At 75.7% G+C, this 16,385-nt stretch carries 12 protein-coding genes; 11 read left to right on the top strand and 1 reads right to left on the bottom strand.

Going from position 1 to position 16,385, the window contains the following annotated elements; all coding sequences use genetic code 11:
* Positions 1 to 130 precede the first annotated feature (130 nt).
* Positions 131 to 628, top strand: coding sequence for an XdhC family protein (locus ACGFIS_RS22315; protein WP_392906729.1), 498 nt, complete (start codon positions 131 to 133; stop codon positions 626 to 628).
* A 22-nt stretch (positions 629 to 650) separates the two neighbouring features.
* On the opposite strand, the gene ACGFIS_RS22310 is transcribed toward ACGFIS_RS22315, so the two are convergent.
* Positions 651 to 4,400: a helix-turn-helix domain-containing protein gene (locus ACGFIS_RS22310; protein WP_392906727.1), complete on the bottom strand. Its 3,750-nt coding sequence runs from the start codon at positions 4,398 to 4,400 to the stop codon at positions 651 to 653.
* 271 nt (positions 4,401 to 4,671) lie between these two features.
* Between ACGFIS_RS22310 and ACGFIS_RS22305 the strand changes: the two genes are divergently transcribed.
* From ACGFIS_RS22305 to ACGFIS_RS22260, 10 genes are all read left to right on the top strand, one after another.
* Complete coding sequence (locus ACGFIS_RS22305) at positions 4,672 to 9,129, top strand: tetratricopeptide repeat protein (RefSeq protein WP_392972332.1); 4,458 nt, start codon at positions 4,672 to 4,674, stop codon at positions 9,127 to 9,129.
* A gap of 190 nt (positions 9,130 to 9,319) precedes the next feature.
* Positions 9,320 to 10,297: a sigma-70 family RNA polymerase sigma factor gene (locus tag ACGFIS_RS22300; protein ID WP_392906724.1), complete on the top strand. Its 978-nt coding sequence runs from the start codon at positions 9,320 to 9,322 to the stop codon at positions 10,295 to 10,297.
* A gap of 114 nt (positions 10,298 to 10,411) precedes the next feature.
* Positions 10,412 to 11,191, top strand: a complete 780-nt coding sequence (locus ACGFIS_RS22295) for a CoA transferase subunit A (protein WP_392906723.1) — start codon at positions 10,412 to 10,414, stop codon at positions 11,189 to 11,191.
* Positions 11,191 to 11,871 carry a CoA transferase subunit B gene (locus ACGFIS_RS22290; RefSeq protein ID WP_392906722.1) on the top strand — a complete coding sequence of 227 codons (681 nt, stop codon included), beginning with the start codon at positions 11,191 to 11,193 and terminating at the stop codon, positions 11,869 to 11,871. The genes ACGFIS_RS22295 and ACGFIS_RS22290 overlap by 1 nt, the downstream gene beginning before the upstream one ends.
* Complete coding sequence (gene pcaH / locus ACGFIS_RS22285; protein ID WP_392972330.1) at positions 11,868 to 12,533, top strand: protocatechuate 3,4-dioxygenase subunit beta; 666 nt, start codon at positions 11,868 to 11,870, stop codon at positions 12,531 to 12,533. Before ACGFIS_RS22290 ends, pcaH begins: the two co-directional genes overlap by 4 nt.
* Positions 12,533 to 13,099: a protocatechuate 3,4-dioxygenase subunit alpha gene (gene pcaG / locus ACGFIS_RS22280; protein ID WP_392906719.1), complete on the top strand. Its 567-nt coding sequence runs from the start codon at positions 12,533 to 12,535 to the stop codon at positions 13,097 to 13,099. Before pcaH ends, pcaG begins: the two co-directional genes overlap by 1 nt.
* Positions 13,089 to 14,300, top strand: coding sequence for a 3-carboxy-cis,cis-muconate cycloisomerase (gene pcaB, locus ACGFIS_RS22275; protein ID WP_392906717.1), 1,212 nt, complete (start codon positions 13,089 to 13,091; stop codon positions 14,298 to 14,300). The genes pcaG and pcaB overlap by 11 nt, the downstream gene beginning before the upstream one ends.
* The gene (pcaD, locus tag ACGFIS_RS22270) at positions 14,297 to 15,091 is read left to right on the top strand and encodes a 3-oxoadipate enol-lactonase (RefSeq protein ID WP_392906715.1); all 795 of its coding nucleotides are present in this window, start codon (positions 14,297 to 14,299) and stop codon (positions 15,089 to 15,091) included. Before pcaB ends, pcaD begins: the two co-directional genes overlap by 4 nt.
* The gene (gene pcaC / locus ACGFIS_RS22265; RefSeq protein ID WP_392906714.1) at positions 15,088 to 15,492 is read left to right on the top strand and encodes a 4-carboxymuconolactone decarboxylase; all 405 of its coding nucleotides are present in this window, start codon (positions 15,088 to 15,090) and stop codon (positions 15,490 to 15,492) included. The genes pcaD and pcaC overlap by 4 nt, the downstream gene beginning before the upstream one ends.
* 29 nt (positions 15,493 to 15,521) lie before the next feature.
* Complete coding sequence (locus tag ACGFIS_RS22260; RefSeq protein WP_392906712.1) at positions 15,522 to 16,349, top strand: IclR family transcriptional regulator; 828 nt, start codon at positions 15,522 to 15,524, stop codon at positions 16,347 to 16,349.
* The last annotated feature ends 36 nt before the right edge of the window (positions 16,350 to 16,385 follow it).

Below are 16,385 nucleotides of genomic sequence, written 5' to 3'. Positions count from 1 at the left end.
CTGTTGGTGTGCAGTCTAGGGTGCAGGCATACCCGTTCCGAAGGAAGGGGTTCCCGTTTGGGAAACTCCGGTTTCCGTAAAGGGCGCGGCCCGCTGGACCGGCCGCCGCTGCGCGGGGCAGACTTCGGGTATGGGCACACCGCACGAGAACGACCCCTCCTGCGCCGTCGCGCACGGCGACGTCCCCGCACCGGCGGCGGAGCGGACGCTGGTCGCGGTGTTCGCCGGCCCCGTCGCGGAGCATCTGCTGCGCTACGGCGCCGACCTCGGCTACCGCACGTTCCTCGTCGACCCCGACAAGGACCGGGACGGGACCGCGGACCTGCCGCACCTGGACGCGACCGCGGACGTCGTCGTCACCGACCACCACCGGCCCGAGCTGGGGCCCGTCCTGCGGGACGTGCTGACCCAGCCCGTCCGCTGGGTGGGCGTGATGGGCAACCCCCGGCATCCGGCCCCGCACATCCCGGCCCTCACCGAACTGGGCGTCCCCGCCGAGGACATCGCCCGGGTGCACCGCCCGATCGGCCTCAACATCGGCTCCCGCTCCCCGGCGGAGATCGCCATCGCGGCCCTCGCCGGCCTCATCGCCGACCGCAACGGCCGTCCCGGCGGCTTCGAGTTCTAGCGCGGACCGCCATGATCCGGCCTCACCGGCAGGGTGGATCGAAGGGCGTGGACGGCAGATGGCGCCGCCACTCGGCCTCGGTGACCGGGGTCCCGCCCGTGCCGCAGATCTGCGCGGTGATCTCGTCCGGGTCCATGGTCCACAGTTTCACCTCGCGGCCCACGCCGGCGGTGACGAGAAGCGGCCGGGCCGGGACGGCGGCGTCGATGTAGAGGGACTCGCCGGAAGCCGCGAGGGTCGCCAGCGTGCGCGGATCGGACGGGTCGGAGGTGTCCCACAGCCAGGCGGTGCCGTCGCCGGCGGCCGCCGCGAGGATGCCGTCCGGGCCGTAGGCCAGCGAGTAGACGTAGTTGGCCGGGCCGCGCAGGCGCCGGGGGAGCGGACGCGGGCGGGCCCGGTCTGCGACGTCCCACAGGATCACCGTGTTGTCGGCGCCCGCCGTCGCGAGCGTCCGGCCGCCCGGGTCGAACACCACCGCGAACACGTAGCCCTCGTGGCCGGTCAGCGGCGGGCCCAGCCGGACAGGGCGCCGGGCGTCGGCGACGTCCCAGAGGAAGACCCTCCCGCCCGCCGTGCCGTAGGCCAGTGTGCGGCCGTCCGGGCTGAACGCGGCCTGGTAGGCGTAGTTGGCCGCGCCGGCGAGCTCGGCGGTGCGCACCGGCTCGCGCGGGTCGCCGACGTCCCACAGGTACACCTTCCCGTCGTTGCTCGCGACGGCGAGCAGACGGCCGTCCGGGCTGAACGTGAGCCCCTGGACGAGGTCGTCCGGCCCGGTGAGCGCGGCCGGGATCGCGGTGGGACGGGCCGGGGAGCGCACGTCCCAGAGCCGTGTCGCGCCGCCGCGCGTGCCGATCGCGAGCGTCGCGGCGTCGGGGCTCAGCGCGGCGGCGCCGGACGCGGTGCCGGACCCGGCCGCCCGCTCGATCACCGGCCCGAGCGGGGCCGGATGGCGCGGGTCGGCCACCGACCACAGCCGGGCCGTGCCGCCGGCCCCCGCCAGGGCGAGGACGCGCCCGTCGCGGCTCAGCGCGGCGGTGTAGACGCCGCCGTCCGGTCCCTCGATGACGGGCCCGGGAACGTCCCAGATCCGGGCCGTGCCGTCGGACGCGGCGGTGGCGAGCAGCCCCGGCCCCAGGTACGTCACGGCTGTCACCGGCCCCGGATGCGGCAGGGACGCGGTGACCGTCCGCGAGCCGGCGTCCCAGACCCGCACCCGGCCGTCGGAGCTCGCCGCCGCCACGGAGCGGCCGTCCGGCGCGAAGGCCACCCCGTTGACCCATTGATCCGGTCCCGTCAGCGGCCGGCCGGACGGGACGGCCGACGAGCCGTCCATCCGCCAGAGCCGGACCGTCCCGTCGGCGCCGCCCGCCGCGAGCATCCCGCCGCCGGGCCCGAACGCGAGCCCGTACACGGTCCTGTCGCCCGCCGGGAGCGGCCGGCCGGCGGGTGCGCGGCGGTCCATGTCGATGAGCTGGATCCTCCCGTCGGCGAAACCGGCGGCGAGGGTCCCGCCGTCCGGGCTGAACGCCACGCTGTGGGCGCCCGCGGGACGCTCGGCCAGCACGCGGCCGCCGCCCGGCTGCGGGGCGGCGAGGTCCCAGGCGCGGACGGTGCCGTCCGCGCTCGCCGCGACGAGGGTCCGGCCGTCCGGGCCGAACGCCACCGCGTACACGGTGTCGCGCGGCCCGGTGAGCCGCCGCGCGGCGCCGCCGAGCGGCCGCACCAGGACCGTGCCACCGCCGCCCCCGCTGGCCAGCGTCCCGCCGTCCGGGCTGAACGCGACGCCGTAGATCGTGTCGGGGTGCCCGGTCAGCGGTGCACCGATCGGCGCGGGGCGCCCCCGGTCCGCGATGTTCCAGAGCCGGACCGCCCGGTCGGCGCCCGCGGCCGCGAGGGTGCGGCCGTCCGCGGTGACGGCCACCGCCTGCAGGATCCCGCGGGCGCCCGCGATCCGGGTCGCCGCCGGGCCGGCGTAGGCCTCCAGCAGGCTGGACCGCGCCTCCGGCGTGCGCGCCACCCGGTACGCGGCGAGCGCGGTCCGGCCGGCGAGCGCCACGTCCTTGCCGCGCAGCTTGGCCGACTCGATCGCGACCTGCCGGGACACCGCGATGTCGCGCTGCAGGTCCGCCGCATGCCGCTGCAGGTCGGCGGAGTGGCGCTGGCGCAGCGTGACGGCCGTGAGCCCGAGGGCGAGCAAGGACACCGCCGACAGCACCGCGATCAGCCGGCGGCCGCGCCTGACCAGCCGCCGCGCGGCGCGCGCCTCCGCGTCCCGCTGCTCCGCCGACGCGGCAAGGAAGCGGCGTTCCGGCTCGTTCAGGCCGCCGCCGCGCCGCGGATCCGCGGCCAGCTCCTCGCCCTCGGCGAGCCACACTCCGCGCATGAGGGTGCCGGGATCGCGTCCGGACTCCTCCCACGCCTGCGCCCCCGCCGTGACCCGCCGGTGGGTGCGCAGCCCGGCCCGGTCGGCGTCCAGCCACGCGCGCAGCCGCGGCCAGGCGAACAGCAGCGCCTCGTGCGCGATCTCGACGCCGTCGGCGCGGGCGGTGACGAGCCGCTGCCGGACGAACCGGTCGAGGACGTCGCGCACCCCGTCGCCGAGCTCCCGCTCCGCGACGCGGCGGCGCGTCACCCCCGTGTCGTCGGCGATGTGGACCAGCCGCAGGAACAGCCTGCGGGCGACGCCGCGCTCCGCCTCGTCCAGGCCGCTGTAGACCTCCTCGGCGGTGGCGGCGACGGCGCCCTCGATCCCGCCGCTGCCGCGGTAGTCGGCGATCGTCAGCATCCCCTGCCGGCGCCGCTCCCACGTCGACAGCAGCGCGTGCGACAGCAGCGGCAGCGTGCCCGTCTCGTGGGCGGCGCCGGCCCGCGCGTCCGGCGCCGGGCTCACCTCGCGCAGCAGCAGGTCCGCCAGACCGGGTTCGAGTTCCAGCCCGGCCCGCTGCGCCGGCGCCACGATCGCGCGGCGCAGCTCGTCCTCGTTCATGGGAGTGACGACCACCTGGCCCGCCTGAAGGACCCTGGCCAGGCCCGGATGCCGCAGCGCCCGGCCGTAGAAGTCGGCCCGCAGCGCCAGCACCACCACGGCCGGCAGGTCCAGCAGGGCGGTGACCAGCTCCTGAGCGTCCGCCTCGGAGCGGTCGGCGAAGACGTCCTCGAACTGGTCGACGATCACGACCGCGTCCCCGTCCGCGGCCCCGCGCAGCCCGGCCAGGTCGTCCGCGTCGAGCTCACCGGCCGTGCGGAGCGCGACCTCCGTCCCCTCGGGCAGTGCGGGGATCATCCCGGCGCGGATCAGCGACGACTTTCCGGCGCCGGACGGCCCGACGACCACGAGCGCGCCCCTGCCCTCCAGCGCCCGCACGCGCTCGACCAGGACCGACGTCAGCGCCTCGCGGCCGAAGTACCAGCCGGCGTCCTCGGTCTCGAAACGTGCCAGCCCCCGGTACGGGACGACCGCCGGGCGCCGCCCCGGGCTCCGCCGGACCCTCCGCAGGGCCTCCAACCACGCCCCGACCGTCCCGGCGTCGGCGACCCCGCACGCCCGCAGCAGCGCCGGGAGCCGCGCGGGCTTCAGCGGCGGCAGGTGGCGCCCGGCGAAGTAGTCGCCCGCGCTCGCCTGCGGTATCCCCGCCTCCCGCGCAACGTCCCGGACCGTCAGGCCCGCACGCTCGCGCAGCAGCGTCAGCTCCCGCGCGAAGTCCTGCCGCGTGACGATGCCCCGGGGGTCCGGCGCCTCCGCTCCGCTCCTGGACGAACTGCGCACCACCATCTGAAACCCCCACGCGAGCCGGATGCCGTCCGACAACCCGATTGACACACGGGACCGCGGCGCTGTTTAGGTCACATGACATAGGTTCTGCCGCTCGCATCGGTTTCCGGGTTTTCCCGGGGGCCGGTCACCATTCGTGGCGAGGCGCTCCCGCTGCGGAAACACCGCGGCGTACGGCCTTGTACGGGCATTGGACGGACCGTTGTGCCCGCCCCGCCCGGGGGTTCTTCTGGAAAGGACCCCGATCTTGACAGGGGAGGCGGTACCGACCATGACGCGAGACGACGCAGGCGACGGTGAGATCCCCCGCGACGGTGCGCAGGTCCTCGCGCGACGGCGGCCCGCCCGGCCGGACCGGGCGGCGGCGCACTTCCACGACCCCGTCCATGCCGACGGCGACATCGTCGGCGGGGACAAGGTCGTCCACCACCACCCGCCCCGGTTCCTGCCGCCCATCCGGCAGCTCCCCGCGGCTCCCGGCGACTTCGTCGGACGCGACGAGGAACTCGCGGCCATGGACGGCGCCCGCGCCTCCGCCGGGGAGAGCAACTCGGCGGCCGTCCTGCAGATCCACGGCATGGCCGGCGTCGGCAAGACCTCGCTGGTCCTGCACTGGGCCCACCAGAACACCGGCTACTTCGGCGACCAGTTCTTCCTCGACCTGCACGGCCTGTCCCCGAACGCGGCGTCGCCCGCCACGGCCCTGTTCCGGCTCCTCAGCGACCTCGGCCTCGCGGCCTCCGACATCCCGGCGGACGAGGCGCGCCGCGCCGCGCTGTTCCGCTCCCTCGTCGCCGACCGCCGCATCCTGCTCGTCCTCGACAACGCGGCGGACGCCCGGCAGATCGTCCCGCTGGTCCCGGGAGGCCGCGGCTGCCTGGTCGTGGTGACCGGCCGCACCCGCCTGGAGGAGCTCGGCACGCGGTTCGGCGGGACCTCCATCCCCGTCGCGCCGCTCACCACCGCCGACTCCTGGAGGCTCGCCGCACGGCTGCTCGGCGGGGAACGCAGCGAACGGGAGCCGCAGGCGGTCACCGCCCTCGCCGAGTCGTGCGCCCGGCTGCCGCTGGCCATCCGGATCGCGACGACCGGGCCGGCGGCCGGGCCCTTCGACTCCGTGACGTCCCTGGTGGAGGAGCTGACCGGCGGAGGCCGGCTCGACGTCCTCGCCCTCGACGGTGACGCGGGCCTTGCGATCCGCCCCGCCTTCGACCTGTCCTACGACAACCTGACCGCACGCGAGCAGGGCGTCTTCCGCATGCTCGGCCTGCTGCACGGCTACGACTTCGGCGCCGAGAGCCTCGCCGCGCTGCTCGCCGTCCCCGTCGCGGAGGCGCGCCGGCTGCTGCGCGGCCTCGTCCGCAAGCACCTCGTCGAACCCGGGACGGCGGGGCGGTTCCGCCTCCACGAGCTGCTGAGCGAGTACGCCGCCGAACGCCTCGCCCGCGAGGACGGCGCGGCGGCCGACGCGGCCGCCCGGCGGCTGCTGGCCTGGTACCTGACCCGGGTCCGCGAGGCCGCGGCCGCGATCGCGCCCGAGGCCGTCGGCCCGGCGTCCGGCGCCGCGGCGGTCTCTCCGCGCATGGCCGAGTCGTCCCTCGCCTGGTTCGAGATGGAGCGGGCCGCGGTGGTCGCGATGGCCCGCCAGGCGGCCGGACGGGGCGAGCCGGCGCCTGCCTGGCAGTTCGCCGACGCCCTTTTCCAGCTCCTGAGGCGCGACAAGCACGGCGCCGACAACCTGGAGGTCCACAGGCTCGGCCTGGCGGCGGCGCGCGCCGCCGGCGACCGCCACAGCGAGGCCCGGATGCTCGACCAGCTGGCCGTCGTGCACTGCGACCGCGGAAACCACGCCGAAGCCGCCGAGGACGCGAAGGCCGCATACGAGATCTTCACCGAGCTCGGCGACCACCGTCTCGCCGGCTGGGCGCTGGGCACCCGCTCGCGCGTCGAACGCCAGTGCTGCCGCTACCGGGAGGCCCTGGAGTACGGTGAGCACGCGCTGTGGATCCTGACCCTGGAGGGCGACCGGCACGGAGTCGGCCAGGGACTCGAGCAGATCGCGCAGGTGCACTGGAGGCTCGCGCATTACCGCACCGCCCTGCGCCACGCCCGCGAGTCACTGCGCGTCCAGCGCGAACTGCGCTGCGGCGCCGGCGAGGCCGACGCGCTGGAGCTGATCTCCAGGATCCTGCGCCGGCTCGGCCGCACCGACCGCGCCCTGCACTACGCGCAGCGGGCCCTCGCCGTCCGCGAGCGCCTCGGGGACCGGCGCGGCCAGGGCGAGGTCCTCGACGGCATGTCCCGCACCCTGCGCCGCAGCGGGCGGCTGCGGGAGGCGCTGAGCCGCGCGCAGGACTCGGTGCGCATCCGCGAGGACATCGGCGACCTCGCCGGACTGGCGAGGAGCCTGATCAGCCGGGCGCGGGTGCTGCAGACGTTCGGCGACCGGCCGGGGGCGATGGACGGAGCCCGCCGCGCACTGCGGATCAGCCGGGACCTCGGCGACCTGTACGGGGAGGCGGAGTCGCTGTCCACCATCGCCGCGTTCCGCCACGACGCGGGACGGTACGAGGAGGCCATCCGGCACGCGCAGCACGCCCTCGCCATCCGGAGGCGGATCGGGGACGAGCACGGCGTGGCCTCGGTGCTCAACCTCATCGCCACGGTGGAACGGCGGCTCGGGCGGCACGCCGCCGCCCGCCGGGACGCCGAGAGCGCCATGGCCCTCCAGCGCGCGTTGAAGGACGGCCACGGGCTCGGCAGGACGCTGAACAACCTCGCCGAGATCGAACGCAGCGCCGGCCGGTACGGCGACGCCCTCGCCCACGCCCGCGCCGCGCTCGCCATCGGCGCCCGGGCCGGCGCCGGCGGCGGCGAGCGGATCGGCCACGGGGAGAGCCTCGCCACCATCGCCCGGATCCAGTGCAGGATGGGCGACCACAAGGCGGCGCTGAAACACGCGGGCGAGGCGCTGCGGCTCCAACGGGAGACCGGCGACCGGCCGGGCCAGGGCGTGACGCTGGACGTCTTCGCCCGCGTCGGCATCCGCACCGGCCGCTACCGCGAGGCCGCCGAGCACGCCGCCGAGTCCCTGCGGATCCGGCGGGAGATCGGCGACCGCCGCGGCATCGCCGAGAGCCTCGCCAAGATCGCGCTCGTCCGGTGGCACCAGAGCCGCTACGACGAGGCGCGCGCCCGCGCCGAGGAGGCCCTCGCCGCCCAGCGGGAGATCGGCGACCTCGCCGGCGCCGGCCACGCCCTCTACGTCCTCGCCCGCACCCACTCGCGCACCGGCCGCTACGCCGAGGCCCGCGCATGCGCCCAGGAGTCGCTGGAGATCTGCCGGCGGACCGGCGACCGGCCCGGCGAGACCGACGACCTGCTCACCCTCGCGCACATCGACCGCAGGCAGACCGAGTACGCCCGGGCGCTGCGCACGGCCCGCAGGGTGCTGGAGGCCAAGCGGGACATGGACGACCGGACCGGCGAGGCGGAGGCCCTCACGCTCATCGGCCGGCTCCAAGGGGAGCTGGGCGACCACGACGGCGCCCTCCGGCACCTCGCCGAGGCGCACACCATCCAGCGCGAGACGGGCGACCGCTACGGCGAGGCGGAGACCCTGGAGGCCATCGGGCGCGTCCGCTGCCGGCGGGCCGAGTACCCCGCCGCACAGCGGGCCCTCAAGCACGCGCTGCGCATCGAGCGGGCCATCGGCGACCTCGCCGCGGAGGGCCGGACCCGCACCATGCTCGCCGACGTCTGCCGCCGCCGGAGCGCGCTACGGGCCGCCGTCAAGCACGCCCGCAAGGCCATCGCGATCCTGCGGGAGATCGGGGACCTCGACGCCGAGGGCGAGGCCCACGACGGCCTCGCGCTGATCTACCACTCTCTCGCCCGGTACCGAAAAGGACTGCGGCACGCCGGGATCGCGCTGCGCATCCGTACCGGGACCGGCGACCGGCGGGGCCAGGCCGAGAGCCTCGACGCCCTGTCCCGCAACCACCGCAGGCTGGGCCGCAACGAGCTCGCCGTCGGGCTCGCCGAGCAGGCGCTGGCGCTGCACCGCGAGATCGGCGACCGGCGCGGCGAGGCCGACAGCCTCGACACCCTCGCCCACGCCCGCTGGCGCCTCGGGGACGAGGACGCCGCCCTCGCCGCCGGCCTGGCGGCACTGCGGATCCGCCGGGAGACCGCCGACCCGTACGGGGAGGGCGAGATCCTCGACCTGCTCGCCCGCATCCACCGCAACGCCGGGCGCTTCCCGGAGGCCCTCGGGCTCGTCACCCGGGCGCTGGCGCTCCGTCGCGAGATCGGCGACCGGCACGGGGAGGGCGAGAGCCTGAACACGAAGGCCCGCCTCATGCGGCGGCGCGGCGACCTCGGCAGGGCGCTGGACTACGGCCGGCAGGCCCTGGTCATCCGCTACGAGATCGGCGACCGCCGCGGGACGGCCGACACCCTCGACCACATCGCCCGCGCGCACGCCGACGCCGGGGACCACCGGGAGGCGCGCCGGCACGCGGTCACCGCCCTGGAGATCCAGACCGACATCGGCGACCGGTGGGGGCGCGGCCTGAGCCTGCTGCTCCTCGGGAGGACCGCCCTCGCCCTCTCCCGGCCGGGGGAGGCGCGGGAGTACCTGGCGCAGGCGGCCGTCGTCTGCCGGAAGACCGGGAACCGGGACGGCGCGCAGGAGGCCCGCCGCCACCTCGGCTCCCTCCTGGCCTGACGGCGAAGATGCAGGTGAGCACCCCCGAGGGGGCCCGGCTCCCGGCCCGTCCGGCCACCCCGCCGCCGGGCGGGGGCGTAGGATGTGGGGGTTGCGCATTCTGTCGGTGGGCTCGCCTACGGTCGGGGACGACGGGGCCCGTCGGCGGCGCCCGTCCCAGTGACGACGCCGGACGAAGGTGACGACCGCCATGGGGAACAGCACCATAGAAACAGACCGGGACTTCCAGGAACTCGCCGATCCGTACCGGCGGGAGCTGCTGGCGCACTGCTACCGGATGCTCGGCTCCATCCACGACGCCGAAGACCTCGTGCAGGAGACCTACCTGCGGGCATGGCGCTCCTACGGCAACTTCGAGGGGCGCTCGTCGCTGCGGACGTGGCTGTACCGGATCGCCACGAACGTGTGCCTCACGGCGATCGACCAGCGCGGCAACCGGCCGATGCCGTCCGGGCTGGGCGCGCCGAGCGACGAGCCGGAGCGGCCCGTCGTGGCCTCGCCCGAGGTGCCCTGGCTGGAGCCCGCACCGGACACCGTGCTCGGCGCGGACGCCGCCGACCCCGCCACGATCGTCGCCGCCCGGGAGAGCACCCGGCTGGCGTTCGTCGCGGCGCTGCAGCACCTGCCCGCCAAGCAGCGGGTCGTGCTGATCCTGCGGGACGTCCTGAAGTGGCGTGCCGCGGAGGTCGCCGAGCTGCTGGACACCTCGACCGCCGCGGTCAACAGCGCGCTGCAGCGGGCGCGGGCGCAGCTGGACGAGCACGCCCCGGCGCGGGACGAGCTGGTCGAGCCGACCGACCCGGCCCAGCGCGACCTCCTCGAACGCTACGCGAAGGCGTTCGAGGACGCCGACATCACCGGGCTGATCGAGCTGTTCAAGAAGGACGTCATCTGGGAGATGCCGCCGCACCTCCAGTGGTTCGTCGGCGCCGACATCGTCGTGCGGCTCATCCGCACCCAGTGCGCCCCCGCCCCGGGCGACATCCGGATGGTGCCGGCCTCCGCGAACGCGCAACCCGCGTTCGGCCTCTACATGCGCGGCGAGGACGGCGTCCACCGCGCCTACCAGCTCCAGGTCCTGAGCGTCACCGAGGACGGCGTCGCGCACGTCTCGGCGTTCTTCGACACGAGCCTGTTCCCGCTGTTCGGGCTCGCCGAGCACCTCTGATCAGCCCCCTGATCTTCCACTCTGCGGAAACCCGGATGTGCCGCGGGCGCCGTGTGCTGCCATGGTGGTCGGCGGCGGCGCGGGTGCCGTCCGCCGAGTGGGAATGGGAGGCACATGGACAAGGTCGTGGCGTCGGCGGCGGAGGCCGTCGCCGGCATCGGCGACGGGTCATCGCTGGCCGTCGGCGGGTTCGGGCTCTGCGGGGTTCCCACCGTTCTGATCGGCGCCCTGCACGAGCGCGGCGCGTCGGACCTGAAAATCGTCTCGAACAACTGCGGACTGGACGGCCGGGGACTCGGGCAGCTGCTGGCGGCGGGCCGCATCGCCCGCGCCATGGGCTCCTACGTCGGGGCGAACAAGGAGTTCGCCCGCCAGTACCTCGCGGGTGAGATCGAGGTCGAGCTGATGCCGCAGGGCACGCTCGCCGAGCGGCTGCGCGCGGGCGGCGCCGGCATCCCGGCGTTCTTCACCCCCGCCGGCGTCGGCACGATGGTCGCCGACGGCGGGCTTCCGTGGCGGTACGCGCCGGACGGCACGGTCGCGGTCGCCTCGCCCGCCAAAGAGGTCCGCGAGTTCGGCGGCCGGGAGTACGTGCTGGAGGAGAGCATCACCACCGACTTCGCCCTCGTCCGCGCGGCGCTCGGCGACCGGCACGGCAACCTCGTGTTCGACAAGGCCGCCCGCAACTTCAACCCGCTGGCCGCCATGGCCGGCCGCGTCACCCTCGCCGAGGTCGAGCGGCTCGTCGAACCCGGCGAGATCGACCCCGACGCCGTGCACCTGCCGGGCGTGTTCGTGCAGCGCGTGCTGGAGCTGACGCCGGAGCAGGCCGCCGACAAGCCCATCGAGCTGCGGACGGTCCGCGACGACGCCGGCGGGGAAGGGGACGGCTGATGGCCTGGTCAAGGAACGAGATCGCCGCCCGCGCCGCGGCCGAGCTGCCCGACGGCGCCTACGTCAACCTCGGCATCGGCCTGCCCACGCTGATCCCGGACTTCATGCCGGAGGGCCGGCACGTGACGCTGCACGCCGAGAACGGCGTCCTCGGCGTCGGCCCGTACCCCACCGAGGACGAGGTCGACCCCGACCTGATCAACGCGGGCAAGGAGACGGTGACCGCGCTGCCCGGCGCGGCGTGCTTCGACTCGTCGCTGTCGTTCGGCATGATCCGCGGCGGCCACATCGACATCGCGGTCCTCGGCGCCATGCAGGTCTCGGCGCGCGGCGACCTGGCCAACTGGTCCGTCCCCGGCAAGATGATCAAGGGGATGGGCGGGGCGATGGACCTCGTGCACGGCGCCCGCAAGCTGATCGTCGTGATGAGCCACACCACCCGCGACGGCGAGCCCAAGATCCTCGACGAGTGCACGCTGCCGCTGACCGGCAGGGAGTGCGTCGACCAGATCATCACCGACCTCGGCGTCCTGGACGTCACCGCCGGCGGCCTCGTGCTCGTCGAGACCGCCCCCGGCGTCAGCGCGGAGGAGATCCGCGCGGCGACCGGCCCGCAACTGACCGAGCGGCGGACGGCGGAGCCGGTCGAGCGCGTCGCGGCAGAAGGGAACAGCGCATGACGCACCCCCCGTACCTGTCCCCGGGCTACAAGAGCACCGTGCTCCGGGCCCCCGCACAGGAACTGATCATGCCGAAGCTCGGCCCGGACAGCGTGGAGCTGACCTCGCCGGTCTTCGGGCACCAGGAGCTCGGCCGGCTGGACGAGGACCTCACCGTCCAGCATCCCGGCGAGCCGCTCGGCGAGCGGATCATCGTGACCGGCCGGGTGCTCGACGGCGCCGGCCGCCCGGTGCGGGGCGCGCTGGTCGAGGTCTGGCAGGCGAACGCGGCGGGGCGGTACGCCCACCTCGGCGACATCCACCCGGCGCCGCTCGACCCGAACTTCACCGGCGCCGGCCGGTGCCTCACCGGCGACGACGGCCGCTACCGGTTCGTCACGATCAAGCCGGGCGCGTATCCGTGGCGCAACCACCACAACGCCTGGCGGCCCGCGCACATCCACTTCTCGGTGTTCGGGACGGCGTTCACGCAGCGGCTCATCACCCAGATGTACTTCCCGGGCGACCCGCTGTTCGCCTTCGACCCGATCTTCCAGTCGATCCCGGACGAGCGGGACCGGGAGAAGCTGATCTCCCGGTTCGACATGGACACCACCGAGCCGGAGTGGGCGCTCGGCTACCAGTGGGACATCGTCCTCGGCGACACCCCGATGGAGGCCTGATGAGCATCTCGTCCCAGAACGGCGGCTCCGGGTGCACGCCGTCGCAGACCGTCGGCCCGTTCTTCGGCTACGCCCTGCCGTACGAGGCCGGCCCGCAGGTCGTGCCGGGCTGGCGGCCGGACGCGATCGACGTGCGCGGGCGGGTCCTGGACGGCGCGGGCGAGCCGGTGCCGGACGCGCTGCTGGAGATCTGGCAGGCCGACGAGGCGGGCGAGATCCCGCGGCGGCCGGGCGGCATCGTCCGGAACGGGCACGACTTCTCCGGGTTCGGCCGCTGCGCCACCGACGGGGACGGCGGCTACTGGTTCACCACCGTCAAGCCCGGCGCGGTCGGCGGGGCCGCGCCCTACATCGCCGTCCTGGTGTTCGCCCGCGGCCTGCTCAAGCCCGTCTTCACCCGGCTGTACTTCCCCGAGGACGAGCCCGCCCACGCCGCCGACCCGCTCCTCGGCGCGGTCCCGGCCGGGCGGCGCGCGACCCTGATCGCCGAACGCGAAGGGGAGCGCGGGTACCGTTTCGACATCCACCTGCAGGGGGAGCGGGAGACGGTCTTCCTTGGTTTCTGACGAACGCGGCCCGGCGCCCGGTGCGCCGGCGCCGGACGCCGTGTCGCCGGACGCGGGCCTGCTGTCGCCCGTCCGCGCGGGGACGGCGGCGGAGGCCGCGACGGGCGACCTGGCCTACCTGACGGCGATGCTGGACGCCGAGGCCGCCCTCGCCCGGGCGCAGGCCCGCCTCGGGATCGTCCCCGGGGACGCGGCCGAGGCGATCGGCGCCGCCGCCGACGCGGGCCGGTTCGACCTGGTGGACGTGGCCCGCCGGGCGCGCGGCTCCGGCAACCCCGTCGTGCCGCTGGTCGCGGACCTGCGGGTCCTCGCCGGACCGGCCGGTGCGCACGTCCACAAGGGCGCCACCAGCCAGGACATCGCCGACACCGGCGCCATGCTCGTCGCGGCCCGGACCAGGCGCGTCGTCCTCGCCCATCTCGACCGGGCACTGGACGCGCTGGCCGGGCTCGCGGCGCGGTACCGCGACACCCCGATGGCGGCCCGCACGCTCGGCCGGCAGGCGCTGCCGACGACGTTCGGCGCGAAGGCCGCGAACTGGCTGATGGGCTGCCTGGAGGCCCGCGAGCGGCTGGCGGCGGTGGAGCTGCCGGCGCAGCTCGGCGGCCCGGCCGGAACCCTGGACGCCTTCGGCGACCGGGCCCTCGACGTGGTCGCGGCGTTCGCGGAGGAGACGGGGCTGGCCCGCCCGATCCTGCCGTGGCACACCCGCCGCACGCCGGTCGTTGACCTGGCGGCGGCGCTGGCGCTGACCGCCGGGGCGCTCGGCAAGATCGCCACGGACGTGTGGCTGCTGTCGCAGAGCGAGGTCGCCGAGGTCGCCGAGGCCGCCGGGGCGGGCAGAGGCGGCTCGTCGTCCATGCCGCACAAGCGCAACCCGGCGCTGTCCACCCTGATCCGCTCGGCCGCGCTGCAGGTCCCCGCGCAGGTGCAGATACTGCTCGCCGCGCAGGCGGCGCCGCACGAGCGGCCGGCGGGGGAGTGGCACGCCGAGTGGCAGCCGCTGCGCGAATGCCTCCGCCTCACCGGCGGCGCCGCGGAGACGGCCGCCGAACTGCTCGACGGCCTGGAGGTGTCGGCGGAGCCGATGCGGGCCGGCCTCGATGATCTGCTGGACGTGCTCGGCGGCGATCCGGGGCCCGGCGCCGCCGCCGCCCTCGTCGGCCGGGCCCTCGACGCCTACCGGAGGAGCCGCGCGTGACCGCGCCTTCAGGACCGGGCGGAACACCGCCGCACCACCGCCTGGACGGCCCGGCGGACGCGCCCGTCGTCGTCCTCGGCCCGTCCCTCGGGACGTCCATGGACCTGTGGCTGCCGCAGCTGCCCGCGCTGACCCGCTCCTGGCGGGTCCTGCGCTACGACCTGCCCGGCCACGGCGCCGCCCCGCCGCCGGACGGACCGTTCACCGTCGAGGACCTCGCGGGCGGGATCGTCGCCCTGCTGGACGACCTCGGCGTCGCCCGCGCCGCCTACGCGGGCGTGTCCCTCGGCGGCGCCGTCGGCACGGCCCTCGCGCTCCGCGCCCCGGACCGCGTCGGGAGCCTCGTCCTGTGCTGCACGTCCCCCCGCTTCGGCGATTCGGGGCCCTGGCGCGAGCGGGCGGCCCTCGTCCGCCGCGACGGCGTCGGGCCGGTGGCCGAGACGGCGGCGGGACGCTGGTTCACCCCCGCCTTCACCGGCGCGGAACCGTACGTGGCGATGCTCCGCGCGACCGACCCCGAGGGGTACGCGGCGTGCTGCGACGCCCTGGCGCGGTTCGACGCGACCGGGCGGCTCGGCGGCGTCTCCGCCCCGACCCTGGTGATCGCCGGGGCGCAGGACGGGCCGACACCGCCCGGCGGCCACGCGGACCGGCTGGCCGAGGGCATCCCGGACGCGCGCCTGACCGTCGTCGACGGCGCCGGGCATCTCGCCGGCGTCGAACGGCCGGGTCCGGTCACGGACGCGATCACCGCGCATCTGGACCGCACATGGAAGGGAACCGGCCGATGAGCCAGGAGACCACCGGCGAGGAGACCACCGGCGCCGGGCGGCACGCGCAGGGCATGAAGACCCGCCGGGAGGTCCTCGGCGACGCCCACGTCGACCGCGCCGAGGCCGGCAAGGACGACTTCACCTCCGACTTCCAGGACATGATCACCCGGTACGCGTGGGGGGAGATCTGGAGCCGGCCCGGCCTGGACCGCAGGACCCGCAGCTGCATCACCCTGACCGCGATGGTCGCGGGCGGCCATCTGGAGGAACTGGCGATGCACGTGCGGGCCGCGCTCCGCAACGGGCTGACGCGCGACGAGATCAAGGAGGTGCTCCTGCAGACGGCGATCTATTGTGGGGTGCCCGCAGCGAACTCGGCGTTCGCCGTCGCCCAGCGGGTACTCACCGAGCAGGAGTGACGGGCACGAGCCCGGGCGGAGGGGCTCACATGGGAGGTCGCAGGGCGGCGGGCGGCGGCGCGGGCGGTGCGCGGCCGGTCAGTGTGGCCGGCAAGGTGATGGCCATCCTGAACGCGTTCGCGCAGGGCGGTGTCCGCCTCAACCTGAGCGAGATCTGCCGCCGCTCCGGCCTGCCCCTGGCGACCGGGCACCGCCTCGTCGGCGAGCTCGCCGAGGGCGGCTTCCTGGAGCGGGTGCCGGACGGCACGTACCGCATCGGGACCCGGCTCTGGCGGATCGGGAGCCAGGCCCCGGCGGTCATGGGCCTGCGCGAGCTGGCGCTCCCGCACATGGAGGACCTGTACGAGGCGACCCACGACAACGTCCAGCTCGGCGTGCTGCGCGACGACCACGTCCTGATCGTCGAGCGGCTGCGCGGGACGCGGTCGGTGCCGGTCGTGACGCAGGTCGGCGCGATGCTCCCGCTGCACACCACCGGCGTCGGGAAGGTGCTGCTGGCCTACGCCCCGCCGGAGGTCAGGGAGAAGGTCCTGGCCGGGGAGCTGGCCCGGCACGCCGTGCGCTCCATCACCGACCCGGAGGAGCTGCGGCGCGGCCTGGAGCGGGTCCGCCGCGCCGGCTACGCGCTGACCCGCGACGAGATGACGCTGGGCGCGTCGTCCGTCGGCGCCCCGGTGCGCGACGGGGCCGGGGACGTGGTCGCGGCGATGTCGCTGGTGGCTGGCACACGCGGCGCCGACCTGCGGCGGCTGCTGCCGCCGCTGACGACGGCGGTGCGGGCGCTGTCCCGGGACGTGGCGGCGCACTGGGGCGGACATCCCGACATGTTTTCCGCTGAGCGGAACACCGGCGCCTGAACCTGCGGCGATGCGCGCGAGCATCGCTGGGTCAAC

It is taken from the genome of Spirillospora sp. NPDC048824, from assembly GCF_043198455.1.
GTDB lineage: Bacteria > Actinomycetota > Actinomycetes > Streptosporangiales > Streptosporangiaceae > Spirillospora.
This window is presented reverse-complemented; position numbering and strand designations above follow the sequence as displayed.